This is a genomic window from Streptomyces sp. NPDC040718 (genome assembly GCF_055593565.1).
On record NZ_JBVIXO010000005.1, the window covers coordinates 306,949 to 323,059 of the forward strand.

Sequence of the window (16,111 nt, forward strand, 5' to 3'; positions counted from 1 at the left end):
GTTCGGCGCGCCGATAGGATCGGGGCATCATGACTGCAACCCTCGTCGCCAAGAACCTCACCGCCGCGCACGGTGAGCGCACGCTCTTCGCCGGTCTCGACCTCGTCGTCGCGCCCGGCGACGTCATCGGCCTCGTCGGCGTCAACGGCGCCGGGAAGTCGACCCTGCTGCGCCTGCTCGCCGGACTGGACACCCCGGAGACCGGTGAGCTGCGGCTCTCCCCGCCCGGGGCGGCCGTCGGCCACCTCCCGCAGGAGCCGGAGCGCCGCGAGGGCGAGTCGGTGCGGGAGTTCCTCGCCCGCCGGACCGGCGTGGCCGCCGCGCAGGCGGCGCTGGACGAGGCCACGCAGGGGCTGGTCGACGGCACCCCGGGCGCCGACGACGCGTACGCGGACACCCTCGACCGCTGGCTGAACCTCGGCGGCGCCGACCTCGACGAGCGCGCCCAGGAGGTCGCGGACGAGCTGGGCCTGGCGGTGGGCCTGGACCTGCCGATGTCGGCCCTGTCCGGCGGCCAGGCCGCCCGGGCCGGCCTCGCGTCCCTGCTCCTGTCCCGCTACGACGTGTTCCTGCTCGACGAGCCCACCAACGACCTCGACCTGGCCGGTCTGGAGCGGCTGGAGCGGTTCGTGACGGGGCTCCGCGCGGGCACGGTGGTCATCAGCCACGACCGCGAGTTCCTGACCCGGACCGTCACCAAGGTCCTCGAACTGGACCTGGCCCAGCAGCAGATCAACCTCTACGGCGGCGGCTACGAGTCGTACCTCGAAGAGCGCGCGCGGGCCCGCAGCCATGCCCGCGAGGAGTTCGATGAGTACTCGGACAAGAAGGCCGCGCTCGAAGGCCGGGCGCAGATGCAGCGCAACTGGATGGACAAGGGCGTCCGCAACGCCCGCCGCAAGTCGAGCGACAACGACAAGATCGGCAAGGCGCTGCGCGGCGAGTCCAGCGAGAAGCAGGCCGCGAAGGCCCGCCAGACGCAGCGTGCGATCGAGCGCTTGGAGGTCGTGGAGGAGCCCCGCAAGGAGTGGGAGCTGCGCATGGAGATCGCGGCGGCCCCGCGCTCCGGCTCGGTTGTCGCCACCCTGCGCGAGGCGGCGGTCAAGCGCGGCGACTTCTCCTTCGGCCCTGCGAGCCTGCAGATCGACTGGGCCGACCGGGTGGCGATCACCGGGGCCAACGGCGCCGGCAAGTCCACCCTGCTCGCGGTCCTGCTGGGCAGGCTGGCCCCGGACTCCGGCTCGGCCGTCCTCGGCTCGGGCGTCCTGGTCGGGGAGGTCGACCAGGCGCGCGGCCTGTTCCTCGGCGACGAACCGCTGCTGGAGGCGTTCTGCGCGGCCGTCCCGGACACCGAGCCGGCGGAGGTGCGCACGCTGCTGGCCAAGTTCGGCCTGAAGGCGGCGCACGTGCTGCGCCCGGCGGCGACCCTGTCGCCCGGCGAGCGCACCCGTGCGGCGCTGGCCCTGCTCCAGGGCCGCGGGGTGAACCTGCTGGTGCTGGACGAGCCGACGAACCACCTCGACCTGCCGGCGATCGAGCAGCTGGAGTCGGCCCTGGAGGCCTACGAGGGCACGCTGCTGCTGGTCACGCACGACCGGCGGATGCTGGACGCGGTGCGCGTGACCCGCAGGCTGGAAGTCGCGGCGGGCAAGGTCACCGAGCTCTGACCCGCGGGCCGGGGCGATCCGGTCTAGAACTCGTCGGGGCCCTTGCCGTGGCTGCGGTGCTTGCGGGGCTCGGCGGGGTCCTGGTCCTGGGCGTGGGGGCGGTCGAGGCGGCTCGCCTCGTCCGTGTCCTCGCGCCGGACGGGGGCGAGCTCCGGCTCCGGCCGGGCTTCCCGGGACGGCCGGTCCCGCCCGGCGTGCGGCTTGCGGTGTCCTTCCGCGTGCTCTCCGTGGAGCGGGACGCCTCCTGCTCCGCCTTGCTCGTCCATGGCACGTCCTCCTCTGCCCTCGGGCCGCTGGCCCCCTCACCCGGCGGCTGCCCGGACGGCGGCCCCGCAAACCGGCCGGCTCAGTCGGGGAGGCCGGCCGGGGGGCGCCGGTCGCGGGCCATCCGGCGGGCCACGAAGGCGCGCGGGAGGTGACGGACCGCGAAGGCGTACGCCTGGTAGCGGCGGCCGGTGACGCTGATCGGGCGGCGGCGGGCCAGGTCGCGCAGGGCCTTGGCCACCACGGCGTCGGGCTCCAGCCACACCGCGTCGCGCAGGGCGCTGACGTCCATTCCGGCGCGTTCCTGGAACTCGGTGCGGGTGAAGCCCGGCACGACCGCCAGCACGCGGACCCCGTACGGCTCCATGTCGATCCGGAGGGATTCGCTGAAGGCGGTGATCCAGGCCTTGGCGGCCCCGTAGGTGCCGGTCGGGAGCAGGCCCGCGACGGAGGAGACGTTGAGCACGGCGCCCCGGCGGCGTTCGCGCAGGCCCGGCAGGAGCGCGTGGGTGAGCCGGAGCGGGACCTTCACGAGGAGGTCGAGCATCCGCTCCTCGTCCTCCACCGGGTTGTACGGGTAGGGCGCGGGCAGGCCGAATCCGGCGTTGTTGACCAGGACGTCGACGGGCCGCTCGGTGTCGGCGAGCCGGTCGGCGACCGTGGCGAGGGCCGCGGGGTCGAGCAGGTCGGCGGGGAGCACCTCGCAGGTGCTGCCGCTCTCCCGGGCGAGTTCGGCGGCCAGGGCCTCCAGGCGGTCCTTGTCGCGGGCCACGAGGACCAGGCCGCAGCCCTTGGCGGCGAAGGCCCGCGCGAAGGCGGCGCCGAGGCCGGCGCTGGCCCCGGTGATGAGTACGGTCGTGGGCACGTGGTTCGCTTCCTGGTCGTTCAGGCGGTTCGGGGTACGGGGGCGAAGGCGGCGGCCGCGGGCGAGGCGTAGGCCCTGGCGACGTCCACCAGGAACCTGGCCTCGTCCTCCAGGTCCCCGCCCTCGGCGGAGGTCTGCATCGCGGCCGGGAGGTCGCACGCGGGGGCGTGCTGCCCGGGCAGTCCGGCGAGCTTCGCCCGCCGGGCCTCCTTCAGTACGCAGGCCAGCGCGGCGGCGGTGCGCCGCTGCTCGGGGACGCCGGTGCCGGCGACATGGCCGCGGGCGAGTTCCGGGACGCCGGGGGTGACGTACTCCCCCAGGATCAGGATCGCGTCGCGGGTCTCGATGACCTTGCGGTAGACGAGCAGGTTGCGCGGCACGGGCGGCCAGAGCAGTTCGAGCAGCCGCCCGGTCCGGGGTTCGGTGAGGACCACGTACGGGACGGCCTGGACCAGGTCGCGCCAGAGCGGCCACAGCCGCCAGGCGGTGGTGGCGTCGGCGAGGGTGCGGTGCAGGGCGAACAGGGTGGGTACGAGGATCGCGGCGGCGCGCAGCAGGCCGTGCAGGTTCATCATCAGCGGCAGGGCGGGCATCGCCCAGGTGCTGCCGAAGAGGGCCTTGAGCAGGTACACGGACCAGAACGCCCAGGCCAGCGCGGTGCCCAGGCCGAACAGCCGCAGTCCCAGGGCGAGTGCGCGGCTCTCCGAGCGGCGGCCGTAGCGCCAGCAGACGAAGACGCAGACGGTGTTGGCGATCAGGTGCGCGGAGATCAGCACGAGCCAGTAGGCGAGGGAGGGCACCGGCTCCCCGGCGGTGGGGATGGTGTGCGTGCCGTGCTCGGGGGCGGCGGCGTCCAGGATGAGGAGGACGCCGAACCAGAGCACCGTGCCCGCCCAGGAGGCGAGCTGGAGCCTGCGTCCGCGGGTGGCGGCGGCGACGAAGTAGAGCACGGCGCCCGCCGACAGGACGCCGATGAGGTTGCGGACGAGGCCGATCGTGTGGGCGTACGAGGGCTCGCGGCTCATGGCGTACGTGACGACGGCGGGCAGGTTCAGGGTCATCGCGGCGGCCGCGGTGGCGACGGCCAGCCACAGTCCGCGCTGTTCCGGGGAGCGCAGGGCGCCGGGGGCGCGGAGCAGGACGGCGATCCACAGGCAGACCACGCTGGGGACGGCGAGCCAGTCGCCGACGGCGGCGAGTTCAGCTGCCATCGCGGTGGCCCCGTACGTAGCCCATGGCGGATTCCAGCCGGGCGAGGGCTCCCCGGGGGGCCGCGCCGCGGCGGGGGTGGCCGGCGGTGGAGGTGCGGATGCGGATCATGCTCGCGAGCATCTCCGCCTCCTGCTCCTGGAGGGTGGTGTAGTTGGTGCGGCCGCGGACGACGGGTGCCCGGCCGTCCGTCTCCTCGCCCTCCAGGGAGTGGTGGCCGAAGAGGATGTGCCCGAGCTCGTGGAGCACGATGTGCTCCCGGTGCAGGGTGGTGGTGTGGGCCTCGTAGAAGACGTAGTCCACGGTCTCGGTGCCGACCCACAGCCCGCAGACGCCGGATTCGGCGGCCTCCCTGGGCAGCGGGTGCAGCCGGATGGGACGGCCGCGCCGCTCGGCCATGTGCGCGCACAGGCCTTCCAGGGAGAACGGGGACGTCAGGTCCAGGTGGCCGAGAATCGTCTCGCACCGTTTGCGCAGGCTGAGATCCCGATAGGGCATGCGTTCCCTCTTCGGACCCTTTCTCGGGCAGCGTCGGTAGGCGTGGGGGGTGGGCATCGGCATGGCGTCCTGTGCCTTGAGGCGGCCTCGGGAGTGCGGTCCCGGACGGAAATACGGGAACGCCCGTCCGCGCGGGCGAACGGGCGTTCCACCATCCCTACAGATCTTCCCGGGGAGTTGGCAAGGAGGTTCCCCTGGCAGGGTGCCTATTCGGCCAGTTCTGCCGGAGGTCTTCCGGGCCGGGGCCCGGGGTGTGGCTAGCGGCGGCCCCGGCCCTCCTCGGGTCCGGTGAGGCCGGCCCGGCGCAGGGCGTCGGCCATGGCGCTGTTGGCGGGGGCCGGGGCGCCGGAACGCTGTCCTCCGCCACCCCTGCCGCCCTGGCCGCCGGGCGCGCCCTGACCGCCCTGCCGCCGTCCGTCACCGCCGCGCCGGCCCTGGCCCTGGCCCTGGCCTTGGCCCTGGGCGCCGCGCTGCTGCGGCGGGCGCCCGCCGCCCCGGCGGTCGCCCTGCCGCTCGTCCCGCTGCCGGGGTGCGCCCGCGCCGCGCTCGGCGCCGGCCTCGTCCTCCAGCCGCAGGGTGAGCGAGATCCGCTTGCGCGGGATGTCCACGTCCATGACCTTGACCCGGACGATGTCGCCCGGCTTCACCACGTCGCGGGGGTCCTTGACGAAGGTCTTCGACAGGGCCGACACGTGCGCGAGTCCGTCCTGGTGGACGCCGATGTCGATGAAGGCGCCGAAGGCGGCCACGTTGGTGACCACCCCTTCCAGGATCATGCCGGGCGCCAGGTCGCCGATCTTCTCGACGCCCTCCTTGAAGGTGGCCGTCTTGAAGGCGGGGCGCGGGTCGCGGCCCGGCTTCTCCAGCTCGCGCAGGATGTCGGTGACGGTGGGCAGGCCGAAGGCCTCGGTGACGAACTGCTCGGGCCGCAGGGAGCCCAGCACGGAGGTGTTGCCGATGAGCGCGGCCACCTCGGCGCCCGCCGCCTTGCCCATGGCCCGGACCACGGGGTAGGCCTCGGGGTGCACGCTGGAGAAGTCCAGCGGGTCGTCCCCGCCGCGGATCCGCAGGAAGCCCGCGCACTGCTCGTACGCCTTCGGGCCCAGGCGGGCCACGTCCTTGAGGCCCTTGCGGCTGCGGAAGGGGCCGTTGGCGTCGCGGTGGGAGACGATGTTCTCGGCGAGGGTGCCGCTGATGCCCGACACCCGGGAGAGCAGCGGTGCGGAGGCGGTGTTGACGTCCACGCCGACGCCGTTCACGCAGTCCTCGACCACCGCGTCGAGGGAGCGGGACAGCTTCACCTCGGAGAGGTCGTGCTGGTACTGGCCGACGCCGATGGACTTGGGGTCGATCTTGACCAGCTCGGCGAGGGGGTCCTGGAGCCGGCGGGCGATGGAGACGGCGCCGCGCAGGGAGACGTCCATGTCGGGGAGTTCCTGCGAGGCGAAGGCCGAGGCGGAGTACACGGAGGCGCCGGCCTCCGAGACCATCACCTTGGTGAGCTTCAGCTCGGGGTGGCGGGTGATGAGGTCCCCGGCGAGCTTGTCGGTCTCGCGGGAGGCGGTGCCGTTGCCGATGGCGACCAGCTCGACCGCGTGCTCCTTCGCGAGGCGGGCGAGCTTGGCGATGGACTCGTCCCACTTGTTGGCGGGAACGTGCGGGTGGATCACGTCGGTGGCGACGACCTTGCCGGTCGCGTCGACGACGGCCACCTTGACGCCGGTGCGGAATCCCGGGTCCAGGCCGAGCGTGGCGCGGGTGCCGGCGGGGGCGGCGAGCAGCAGGTCGCGCAGGTTCGCGGCGAAGACCCGTACGGCCTCGTCCTCGGCGGCGGCGCGCAGCCGGGTCCGCAGGTCGATGCCGAGGTGCACCTGGATCTTGGTGCGCCAGGCCCAGCGGACCGTGTCGCCGAGCCACTTGTCGCCGGGGCGGTCGCGGTCGGCGATGCCGAAGCGGCGGGCGATGAGGCCCTCGTAGGTGGAGGGGCCGGGAACCTCGGAAGGCTCCTCGGGCTCCAGGTCCAGGGAGAGGACGTCCTCCTTCTCGCCGCGCAGCATGGCGAGGACGCGGTGCGAGGGGAGAGCGGTGAAGGGCTCGGCGAAGTCGAAGTAGTCGGAGAACTTGGCGCCCGCCTCCTCCTTGCCCTCGCGGACCTTCGCGGCGAGCCGGCCGCGGCCCCACATGCGCTCGCGGAGGTCGCCGATCAGGTCGGCGTCCTCGGCGAACTTCTCGGTGAGGATGGCGCGGGCGCCCTCCAGGGCGGCCGCCGGGTCGGCGACGCCCTTGCCGGCGTCGACGAACGCGGCTGCCGCGGCGGCCGGTTCGACGGAGGGGTCGGCGAGCAGGCCGTCGGCGAGGGGCTCCAGGCCGGCCTCGCGGGCGATCTGGGCCTTGGTGCGGCGCTTGGGCTTGAAGGGGAGGTAGATGTCCTCCAGCCGGGCCTTGGTGTCGGCTGCGGCGATCCGGGCCTCCAGCTCGGCGTCGAGCTTGCCCTGCTCGCGTACGGAGTCGAGGATCGCGGCGCGGCGGTCCTCCAGCTCGCGCAGGTACCGCAGCCGCTCCTCCAGGGTGCGCAGCTGGGCGTCGTCGAGCATCTCGGTCGCTTCCTTGCGGTAGCGCGCGATGAACGGCACGGTGGAGCCGCCGTCGAGCAGCTCGACGGCGGCCTTGACCTGCCGTTCCCGTACGCCGAGCTCCTCGGCGATCCTGCCTTCGATGGACATGGTCACTGTGCGGTCCCGCCTGCCTTCGTGCGTTTGCGTGGAAGGCTGTCAATTGTGGCAGGTGCCGCCGGTGGTCCGCGGGAGCCCCTCAGCCCTTTCCGAAGAGGTCGCGCGGGAAGGCGCCGGCGGCGACGGCCCTCTTGACGAAGGCTCCCCCGAGCTCGCCGAGCCGGGCGAGGCCGGCCGCGCCGAGGTGTTCGTAGGGGGCGGCGTCGAGGCGGTCGGTCTCGGTCTCCAGGCGCTCGCGGAGCGCGTGGCCCTCCCCGGTGAGCTCGCCGTCGGCGTCGAGGACGCCGCGGGTGCGGAGCCGGTCGGCGGCGGCGTCGAGGTCGGACTGTTCCCAGCCCCGGATGCTCTTGATCCACTTCGCGGTCATGCCGCGGCCGGTGGCGGTGTGGCTGACCAGGGCCTCCAGCGGGTCGAGGCCGGTCAGCAGCAGCGCGGCCAGGTGGCCGTCGCCGCGGTGCTCGCGCAGCAGGGTGGTGGCGTGCCACAGCCGCAGGTGCGGCTCCTCGGGGACGGGGAGGTCGGCGTGGGCGGCGTACAGGGTCCGGCCGTGGCGGGTGCAGGCCTCGGTGGCGCGTATGGCGAGGCCCGCGGCTTCGGCGAGTTCGGGCGAGGCGATGACCTCGTCGCCGAGGAGGCGGCGCAGGGTGGTGTCGGCGGCGCGCAGCCGCGCGGCGAGGACCTGCTCGGGCGCGGCGGTGTCCCAGACGGCGGGGAGGTGGGCGGCGACGAGGTCGTGCCGGTAGTTGTAGAACGCCGCGGTGACCGCGCCGGGGCCGACGGCGCCCATGGCGGCGGAGCGGCTGGCGAGGTTGGCGGCGACGCGGTGGGTGATGCCGAGGGCCCCGAGCTCGGTACCGAGGTCAGGGGAGAAGTAGCTCGTGGCGTGGAGGGGGTTGACGGCGGCGTGCCATACGCGGCGCGCGGCGTGCGGGGGAAGCGTCATGCGACGCAGGCTACCGACTGCTCAGTATGCCGGGAACCCGGTTCCCTCGGGGGGCGTGCGGCCGTCGGCGGACCGGCCCCGGCTGACAGCCGTACCCCGCCGGCGGAGGCATGAGCCCGCCGCATCGCGCAAGGGGGCCGATCGGGCCACTCTGCACCGTCCGCTCCCCCGGCGCTCCGGCGCTGCCCCGGCGGCCGGAAATCGCCCTGCCGCAATACGGAAGCCCCCTCGCACACGGGATCGGTGGCGCACGCATGTCCGAATAGCATCCCTCACCTGACGCACGGTCAACACGCACGCCCACCCGGCCGAACCGGGCATTCGACCTGCCCGACACCGCGTCCGAGCACGAATCCGCAGGTCAGCCGCACCATCCCCGCCCTCGGCCCGGCGCGGGTTCATGACGGCCGAATGGCGATCGTGTGACAGCAGGAGCCATGGACATGACCTGAGGCCCCACGGGTGAATACGGTCGAACGACGAGACCTTGAACCGATCTGTCTCCCCTATCCCTTGGAGCTCTTCGTGCACCGCAAAGTCATCGCCCCGAGCGTGCTGGCCGCCTCACTCCTGCTGGTGATCCCGGCGTCGGCGGCCAGCGCGGGTCCGGGCGCCCCGGGTATCGGCGACACCTACTACCCGGCCAGCGGGAACGGCGGCTACGACGTCTCCCACTACGACCTGCGCCTGCAGTACCAGCCGAAGACGGACCTGCTGGAGGGCACGGCCACCCTGCTGGCCACCGCCAAGCAGGACCTGTCCCGCTTCAACCTCGACTTCGGCCTCAAGGTCAGCGAGGTCCGGGTCAACGGGGCCAAGGCGAAGTTCGCCACCTCGGGCGCGCACGAGCTCGAAGTAACCCCGGCACAGCCGCTCCAGAAGGACCGTCAGGCCACGGTCGTCGTCAAGTACGCGGGGAAGCCGTCCGAGTTCAAGGTCGACGGCTGGTCGGCTTGGCAGCGGACCCCGGACGGCGGCGTGGCGGCGCAGGAGCCGGACGCGGCGGCCTGGTGGTTCCCGAGCAACGACCACCCCCTCGACAAGGCCACCTTCGACGTGTCGGTCAACGTCCCGGACGGCACCCAGGCCATCAGCAACGGCGTCCTCCAGTCGCAGTCCTCCAGGCTCGGCTGGACCCGCTACAACTGGCGCTCCAACAAGCCCCAGGCCACCTACCTGGCCACCCTGGCCGTCGGCAAGTTCGACATCACCACCGACAAGACGGCGAACGGCCTGCCGATCCTGAACGCGTACAGCAGGGACCTCGGCGACAACTCCGGCGCGGCGCGCGCGAGCGTGGAGCGGACCGGCGAGGTCGCGGAGTGGCTGGAGGGGGTCTTCGGCCCGTACCCCTTCAACGCGCTGGGCGGCTACGTCCCGAACGTGCCCAGCGGCTTCGCGCTGGAGACCCAGACCCGGCCGTTCTACAGCCCGCGCCAGTTCTCGAACGGCGCCAACGTCTCGGTCGTCGTCCACGAGCTGGCCCACCAGTGGTACGGGGACAGCGTGTCCGTCGACAACTGGAAGGACATCTGGGTCAACGAGGGCTTCGCCCGCTACAGCCAGTGGCTGTGGTCGGAGAAGGAGGGCGAGGGCACCGCGCAGGAGCTCGCCGACTGGGCGTACGCCTCCCGCCCCGCCGAGGACCCGTTCTGGCAGGTCAAGCCCGGTGACCCGGGCCCGGACAACCAGTTCCACGGGGCCGTCTACGACCGCGGCGCGATCGCGCTCCAGGCGCTGCGCAACGAGATCGGCGACGAGAAGTTCTTCGCGATCCTCAAGGGCTGGCCGACCGAGCGGGCCTACGGCAACGCCAAGGTCGGGGACTTCGTCCGGTACGCGGAGAAGGTCTCGAACAAGCCGCTCGCGCAGCTCTTCGAGACCTGGCTGTACACCCCGGGCAAGCCGGCCTTCGCCCCGCCGGCCGCGAAGCCCGGCGCCCGCACCCTCCAGTCCCCGGCCAAGCCGGCCGCGGAGCCCAAGTCCTGGAAGAAGATCGCCGCGACCAACACGGTCCACGACCACTGAGGACCCGCGCGCCGGCACCCGTCAGCGGGTGCCGGCGCGCCACCGCGCCCGCGCGGCGCGGGCCCTCGGCAGGTAGCGCAGCCGCTCCGGCAGCACCGGTACGAGGAGCCGTACGGCCGTACTGAACCGTCGGAGCCGGCGCTCCTGCGCGGGGCTCCACTCCAGGCCGATGGCGGCCCGGGCCTCGGGCGGCATGTAGCCGACGGTGACGAAGGCCCGGAAGCGCAGGTAGACCACGCGCAGGGCCGGCCAGGTGATCCGCAGCAGCAGCCGCAGGGCCGGGGAGGCCGCCTCGGGGCGGGGCAGGTCCACATCGGTGGAGAGCAGTTCGCGGGCCACCTTGGTCGGCTCGATCTCCTCGGCCAGCATCCGGCGGTAGTAGGGCCAGAACTCCTCGACGGTCTGGGGCATGTCCCGGTCGCGCAGTCCCAGGATCCGGCCCACCCGCAGCCACTCCGCGTACAGCTGCCGCTCGTGGGCGGGGGTGATCGGCCGGAACAGGTAGCGCCCGGCGTACAGGGCGACGGGGAAGCCGGTGGCGTGCACCCAGGCGTAGCAGCCGGGGTCGAGGGAGTGGTAGCGCCGGCCCCGGGTGTCCGTGCCCTGGATCTCCTTGTGCAGGCGGCGTACCCGGCGCCCCTCGGCGACGGCCTCCGCACCGCCGTAGACCCACAGCATCACGGAGCGCAGGGAGCGCTCTCCGCGGCCCCAGGGGTCGGTGCGGAAGACGGAGTACTGGTCGACGCCGGCGCCGACGGCCGGGTGGGCCACCTGCATGGTGAAGGCGGCGGGCAGGGTCAGCAGGGAGCGGACGTCCCCTGCGGTGGACCACAGCACCCCGCCGGGCGGCGGCGGCTCGGGATCGAGGCGCCGGGCGGGTCTTTCGGGGGATATGCGGTCCGTGTCGTCCATGGGACCAATTATGCGAGCGCGAGAAGTCCTCGGTCCGGACAGAAAGTCTTGTCACGGGTGTTACCCAGAGGTAACCGCGGCTGCTTGGATTGCGGCGTCGATCTTCCCCCGCAGGATTCCACCGGACTGACGGAGACTCCCATGCCGCAGATCTCGCACCGCCGCACCCGCGCCGCGGCCACGGCCGTGGCCGCGACCGCCGCCGCAGCCCTCGCCCTCACCACCGCGCCCGCCGCCACGGCCGCCGAGGGCGCCGGGACCCCGCGGCTGAGCGTCCTGACCTACAACGTGTTCCTGATGAGCAAGAACCTGTACCCGAACTGGGGCCAGGACCACCGGGCCGCCGAGATCCCCCGGGCCTCCTTCTTCCAGGGCCACGACGTGGTGGTGCTCCAGGAGGCCTTCGACAACGGCGCCTCGGACGCCCTCCAGGCCAACTCCGCGGCGCAGTACCCGTACCAGACCCCGGTGGTGGGCCGCAGCAAGAGCGGCTGGGACGCCACAGGCGGCTCGTACTCCTCCACCACCCCCGAGGACGGCGGAGTCACGATCCTCAGCAAGTGGCCGATCCTGCGCAAGGAGCAGGTGGTCTACAAGGACGCCTGCGGCGCCGACTGGTGGTCCAACAAGGGCTTCGCCTACGCGGTCCTGAACGTCAACGGCACCAAGGTGCACGTCGTCGGCACGCACGCCCAGTCCACCGACCCGGGCTGCGGCGCGGGCGAGGCGGCGCAGATGCGCAGCCGCCAGTTCAAGAACATAGACGCCTTCCTCGACGCCAAGAACATCCCGGCGAACGAGCAGGTCATCATCGCGGGCGACATGAACGTGGACTCCCGCACCCCGGAGTACGCCTCGATGCTCGCGGACGCGGACCTCGCCGGCGCCGACACCCGCACGGGCCACCCGTACTCCTTCGACACGGCGCAGAACTCGATCGCCAACTACCGCTACCCCACGGACCCCCGCGAGGACCTGGACTACGTCCTCTACCGCAAGGGCAACGCCCGCCCGGCGGGCTGGGAGAACAACGTGGTAAACGAACAGTCGACCCCCTGGACGGTCTCCAGCTGGGGCAAGTCCTACACCTACTCCAACCTGAGCGACCACTACCCGGTAGTCGGCCGCTAGCCGCCGGTCGACGCCTGGACGGAAACAAGAACGCCCGGCCGACACCACTCCTCACGGGGTCCCGGCCGGGCGGGATCAGAGCCGGTTTGGGGTTTCCTACGCGCTGCCCAGATCTCGGCGGCTGACGGCCGTCATGGGCTGGTGTGGACCACACGGAGCCTCGGATGCCTCGTCGCTGACGCGGCCGCCCGCCCCCTCCTGCCCGGTGACCGTTCCTTTGGGGGTTTCCCGGCAGTCTTTCGGCTTTCCGGGGCGGGACGGCCTGTCAAGGGTCGCCGAAGGCGATCACGAAGTGACGCGACCGCAGGGAGCGCCCTTGAGGGACCGGCACGACACGGAAGGACGATGGGACTGACGGGAAACCCCCCAACCGGCTCTGATCCGGACCCATGGGCTACCGCCCCCGCACCCCGGACCCGCAGCCGGGGGCGGGTGGGCAACCACCGACCCGCCCCTCCGCCTCGAGGGGGAGATGGCGGGCCCGTGCCACAAGCCCCGTACCCTCGCCGACGAGATGGCCGGCCCGGCTCAGCCCTCCCCGTACAGCCCCTCGATCAGCTCCCCGTACTTCTCCCGGACCACCCGGCGGCGGAGCTTCAGCGAGGGGGTGAGTTCTCCCGTGGCGGGGCCCCATTCCTCGGCCAGCAGCCGGTAGCGCTTGATCTGCTCCGTGCGGTTGAGGCGGGCGTTCGCGGCGGCCACCGCCCGGGCGGTCTCCTCCAGTACGGCCGGGTGCTCGGCCAGCTCGGCGAGGGAGGCTGCCGGGATGCCCCGGGCGGCGGCCCAGGCCGGGGCCAGCTCGGCGTCCAGGACCAGCAGGGCGACCAGGTAGGAGCGGCCGTCGCCGTGCACCAGGGCCTGGCCGATGAGCGGGTGCTCCTTGACGGTGTTCTCCACCAGGGCCGGGGAGACGTTCTTCCCGTTCGAGGTGATGATCAGCTCCTTCTTGCGGTCCGTCAGCCACAGGAAGCCGTCCTCGTCGAGCCGCCCGATGTCCCCGGTCGGGAACCACCCTTCGGCGTCGGCGGCGCTCTCCACCGTCCCGTCGGGGCGCAGGTAGCCGTCGAAGACGGTCGCTCCGCGCGTGAGGATCTCCCCGTCGCCGGCGACCTTCAGCTCCAGCCCGTCGATCGGCCGGCCCACCGAGCCCAGCCGGAATCCCTCGGGGGTGTTGCTGTTGACGGTGCAGACGCCGGAGGTCTCCGTCAGCCCCCAGGCGTCCATGATGGTGATGCCCCAGCCGGCCCAGAAGCGGACCACGTCGATCGGCATCGGCGCGGTGGCACTGGCCGTCCAGACGAGCCGGTCCAGCCCCGCCAGCCGCAGCAGCGGGTCCAGTACCCGCTCCTTCGCCCCGGCGTACGAGGCTTCGAGCGCGGCCGGCACCTCCTCGCCGCGTTCCTGGTGGCCGGCCCGGGCCCGGGCCAGGTCCCCGGCGTCCTCGATGGCGCGCCGCTGCTCCTCCGGCAGGCCCGCCAGGACGGCGCGTACGCCCGCGGCGAGCTTCTCCCAGACCCGCGGCACCCCGAAGAACTGCACGGGCCGCAGCTCGCGGACGGCGGCCGCCACGGCGGTGGGGTCGGCGACGAGGCGGACGTGGGCGGCGCGCAGCAGGGGCAGGTAGATGCCGAGGATCCGCTCGGCGATGTGCGCGAAGGGCAGGTAGCAGACGTGCTCGGCGTGTTCGGGGAGCTGGACGCCCCGGTCGAGGCGGACGGACTGGAGCAGGATGTTGCGGTGGGTCAGGCGGACGCCCTTGGGGTCGCCGGTGGTGCCGGAGGTGTAGACGACGGTGAGGGGGTCCCCGGGGCGGGTCTCCTGCCAGGCCTTCTCGAAGTCGTCGGCGCGGTGCAGCCGGGCGCCGCCCGCGTACACGGAGCCGTAGGCGGTGTGCGGGCCGGCTTCGGCGGCTTCGGCGACGACGAGGCGTTCCAGCGGGATCCCCGGGTCGTCCAGCAGCGGTGCCCACCGGTCGCGTTCGCCGGCGCCTTCGACGACGGCCAGCCTGGCCCGGCTGTGGCGGGCGATGTGGGCGATCTGCTCGGGCGCGGAGGTTCCGTAGACGGTGACGGGGACGGCGCCGAGGTGGACCAGGGCCTGGTCGCTGAGCCAGTGCTCGGGGCGGTTGCCCATCATCAGCAGGACGTGTTCGCCGCGCTCGACGCCGAGGGCGGCGTAGCCGGCGGCGAGGACGGCGACCTCGCGGCGGACCTCGCCCCAGGTGAGGGTCCTCCATCCGTCTCCTTCGCGCCAGGAGAGGGCGGGCAGGTCCGGGTGTTCCGCGGCGTTGCGGGCCAGCAGGGCGGGGAGGGTGAGTTCTTCGGGTCGTCCGGGGAGTGGCAGGTTCGTGGTCATGGGCAGCTCCTGGCCGTTTCACATCGTTGGTGCGACAGCAATACTGTTGAACCCAAGCTGTGGAGCAGAGAGCGAGGAGCGGACGATGGCCGACCAGGCGACCGAGCCGATGCTCACCGTGGACGAACTGGCGTCCAAGGCCGGTGTCACCGTCCGCACCGTACGGTTCTACAGCACGCGCGGGCTTCTGCCCCCTCCTGTGATCGGACCTCGTCGGGTGGGGCACTACGGCCCCGAGCACCTGTCGCGGCTCGCGCTGATCGAGGAGCTCCAGCACCAGGGCATGACCCTGTCCGCGATCCAGCGCTACCTGGACGCCCTCCCGGACGACCTGAGCGCGCACGACCTGGCGATCCACCGGGCCCTGGTGGCGACCTGGGCTCCGGACGCGGCGCAGGAGGTGTCGCGGGCGGAGCTGGAGCGGCGGGCGGGGCGGACCCTGTCGGACGGGGACCTGCGCCGGCTGGCCGCGATGAACGTGGTGTCGTCGTCCGGGGAGGGCTTCCGGGTGGACGTGGGGCTGCTGCGGCTGGGGGTCGCGCTGCTCGACGTACCGATCGCGCACGAGACGCTGCTGGTGGCGCGGGGGATCCTGCTGGAGCACGCGCGGACGGCGGCGCACCAGTTGACGGCGCTGTTCCGGGACGAGGTGTGGGGGCCGTTCACCCAGGACGAGGACGATCCGGAGCGGGTGGAGTCGATGAAGGCGCTGTCGGCGCACATGCAGCCGATGGTGGTGCAGGCGCTGGTGACGGCCTTCCAGCGGTCGCTGAAGGAGGAGTTGCGGGCTGCGTTCGCCTCGGAGGGCGGGTAGGTTCGGCCGCATGGCGATCATCCACCACACCACGCTGTCCCCGACCAAACTCGAACTCCTCGCCGACTGGCTGCCCTTGAGGCCCTGGTACCGGGGTGCGGAGCAGAGCGCGCGGCTCGCGAAGGCGGGCGGTTTCCGGCTCGACGACCCCGAGGGCGAGGTGGGCATCGAGTTCATGGTGGTCACGGACGCCGCCGGGGAGGGGCCCGTTTCCTACCTCGTGCCGCTGACCTACCGGGGGGCGCCGCTGGAGGGTGCGGAGGCGGGGCTGATCGGCACCCTGGAGCACGGGGTGCTGGGTACGCGCTGGGTGTACGACGGCGCCCACGACGTGGTGCTGGTCGAGCAGTTGCTGGCGCTGCTGGCGGGCGGGGCGGTGGCCCAGGCCCAGGGCGAGACCGACACCGCGGACCCGACGGTCGAGGTGCGCCCGGAGGCGGTCGGCGTGCCCGCGGGCCTGACCGGCCCGGGGAAGGTGGCGGACACCGCCGGGGGCACGGAGATCACGGTGGGCCCGTCCATGGAGCCGGAGCTGGTTCTGACGCTGGCGCTGACCCGGGTGCTGCGTCCCGGTACCGCCGCCGGGGAGGGCCTCCTCGGCCAGGTGCTTGCCGGCTGGTCCGCCCCGGACGGCCCCGCGGAGCGCGGGGTGTTCGCCTACCTGCGGGCCTGAGCGCACGCCCGCGTCCCGGC

13 protein-coding genes are annotated in these 16,111 nt (G+C 73.1%); 5 read left to right on the top strand and 8 right to left on the bottom strand.

Features of this window, described 5'->3' with window-relative positions; all coding sequences use genetic code 11:
- Positions 1-29: 29 nt before the first annotated feature.
- Positions 30-1,667 carry an ABC-F family ATP-binding cassette domain-containing protein gene (locus tag ACZ597_RS15600; protein ID WP_471329500.1) on the top strand — a complete coding sequence of 546 codons (1,638 nt, stop codon included), beginning with the start codon at positions 30-32 and terminating at the stop codon, positions 1,665-1,667.
- A gap of 23 nt (positions 1,668-1,690) precedes the next feature.
- On the opposite strand, the gene ACZ597_RS15605 is transcribed toward ACZ597_RS15600, so the two are convergent.
- The 6 genes from ACZ597_RS15605 to ACZ597_RS15630 all read right to left on the bottom strand — a co-directional run bounded on the left by ACZ597_RS15605 (position 1,691) and on the right by ACZ597_RS15630 (position 8,178).
- Positions 1,691-1,933: a hypothetical protein gene (locus ACZ597_RS15605; RefSeq protein WP_471329503.1), complete on the bottom strand. Its 243-nt coding sequence runs from the start codon at positions 1,931-1,933 to the stop codon at positions 1,691-1,693.
- Positions 1,934-2,013: 80 nt separating this feature from the next.
- Positions 2,014-2,796 (bottom strand): SDR family NAD(P)-dependent oxidoreductase, encoded by a 783-nt coding sequence (locus ACZ597_RS15610; RefSeq protein ID WP_471329506.1) that lies wholly within the window; start codon positions 2,794-2,796, stop codon positions 2,014-2,016.
- A 20-nt stretch (positions 2,797-2,816) separates the two neighbouring features.
- Positions 2,817-4,007 carry an MAB_1171c family putative transporter gene (locus ACZ597_RS15615; RefSeq protein WP_471329509.1) on the bottom strand — a complete coding sequence of 397 codons (1,191 nt, stop codon included), beginning with the start codon at positions 4,005-4,007 and terminating at the stop codon, positions 2,817-2,819.
- On the bottom strand, positions 3,997-4,503 hold the full coding sequence (locus tag ACZ597_RS15620) for a hypothetical protein (RefSeq protein ID WP_471329511.1): 507 nt from the start codon (positions 4,501-4,503) through the stop codon (positions 3,997-3,999). Before ACZ597_RS15620 ends, ACZ597_RS15615 begins: the two co-directional genes overlap by 11 nt.
- A 257-nt stretch (positions 4,504-4,760) precedes the next feature.
- On the bottom strand, positions 4,761-7,232 hold the full coding sequence (locus ACZ597_RS15625; protein ID WP_471329514.1) for a Tex family protein: 2,472 nt from the start codon (positions 7,230-7,232) through the stop codon (positions 4,761-4,763).
- 82 nt (positions 7,233-7,314) lie between these two features.
- Positions 7,315-8,178 carry an SCO6745 family protein gene (locus tag ACZ597_RS15630; protein WP_471329517.1) on the bottom strand — a complete coding sequence of 288 codons (864 nt, stop codon included), beginning with the start codon at positions 8,176-8,178 and terminating at the stop codon, positions 7,315-7,317.
- 525 nt (positions 8,179-8,703) lie between these two features.
- Between ACZ597_RS15630 and ACZ597_RS15635 the strand changes: the two genes are divergently transcribed.
- Positions 8,704-10,206, top strand: coding sequence for a M1 family metallopeptidase (locus tag ACZ597_RS15635; RefSeq protein WP_471329520.1), 1,503 nt, complete (start codon positions 8,704-8,706; stop codon positions 10,204-10,206).
- Between the two features lie 21 nt (positions 10,207-10,227).
- On the opposite strand, the gene ACZ597_RS15640 is transcribed toward ACZ597_RS15635, so the two are convergent.
- A complete protein-coding gene (locus ACZ597_RS15640) occupies positions 10,228-11,118 on the bottom strand; it encodes an oxygenase MpaB family protein (protein WP_471329523.1) in 891 nt (296 codons plus the stop codon).
- A 141-nt stretch (positions 11,119-11,259) separates the two neighbouring features.
- Here ACZ597_RS15640 and sph point away from each other — a divergent pair, with 141 nt between their 5' ends.
- Positions 11,260-12,249, top strand: a complete 990-nt coding sequence (sph, locus tag ACZ597_RS15645; RefSeq protein WP_471329526.1) for a sphingomyelin phosphodiesterase — start codon at positions 11,260-11,262, stop codon at positions 12,247-12,249.
- A gap of 528 nt (positions 12,250-12,777) precedes the next feature.
- Here sph and ACZ597_RS15650 read toward each other — a convergent pair.
- Entirely contained in the window at positions 12,778-14,604 is a 1,827-nt protein-coding gene (locus ACZ597_RS15650) for an AMP-dependent synthetase/ligase (RefSeq protein WP_471329528.1), read from the bottom strand.
- Between the two features lie 85 nt (positions 14,605-14,689).
- Between ACZ597_RS15650 and ACZ597_RS15655 the strand changes: the two genes are divergently transcribed.
- Together ACZ597_RS15655 and ACZ597_RS15660 are read left to right on the top strand one after the other, a co-directional pair.
- Positions 14,690-15,418, top strand: a complete 729-nt coding sequence (locus ACZ597_RS15655) for a MerR family transcriptional regulator (protein WP_471329530.1) — start codon at positions 14,690-14,692, stop codon at positions 15,416-15,418.
- A gap of 10 nt (positions 15,419-15,428) precedes the next feature.
- Complete coding sequence (locus ACZ597_RS15660) at positions 15,429-16,091, top strand: maltokinase N-terminal cap-like domain-containing protein (RefSeq protein ID WP_471329533.1); 663 nt, start codon at positions 15,429-15,431, stop codon at positions 16,089-16,091.
- Positions 16,092-16,111: the final 20 nt, after the last annotated feature.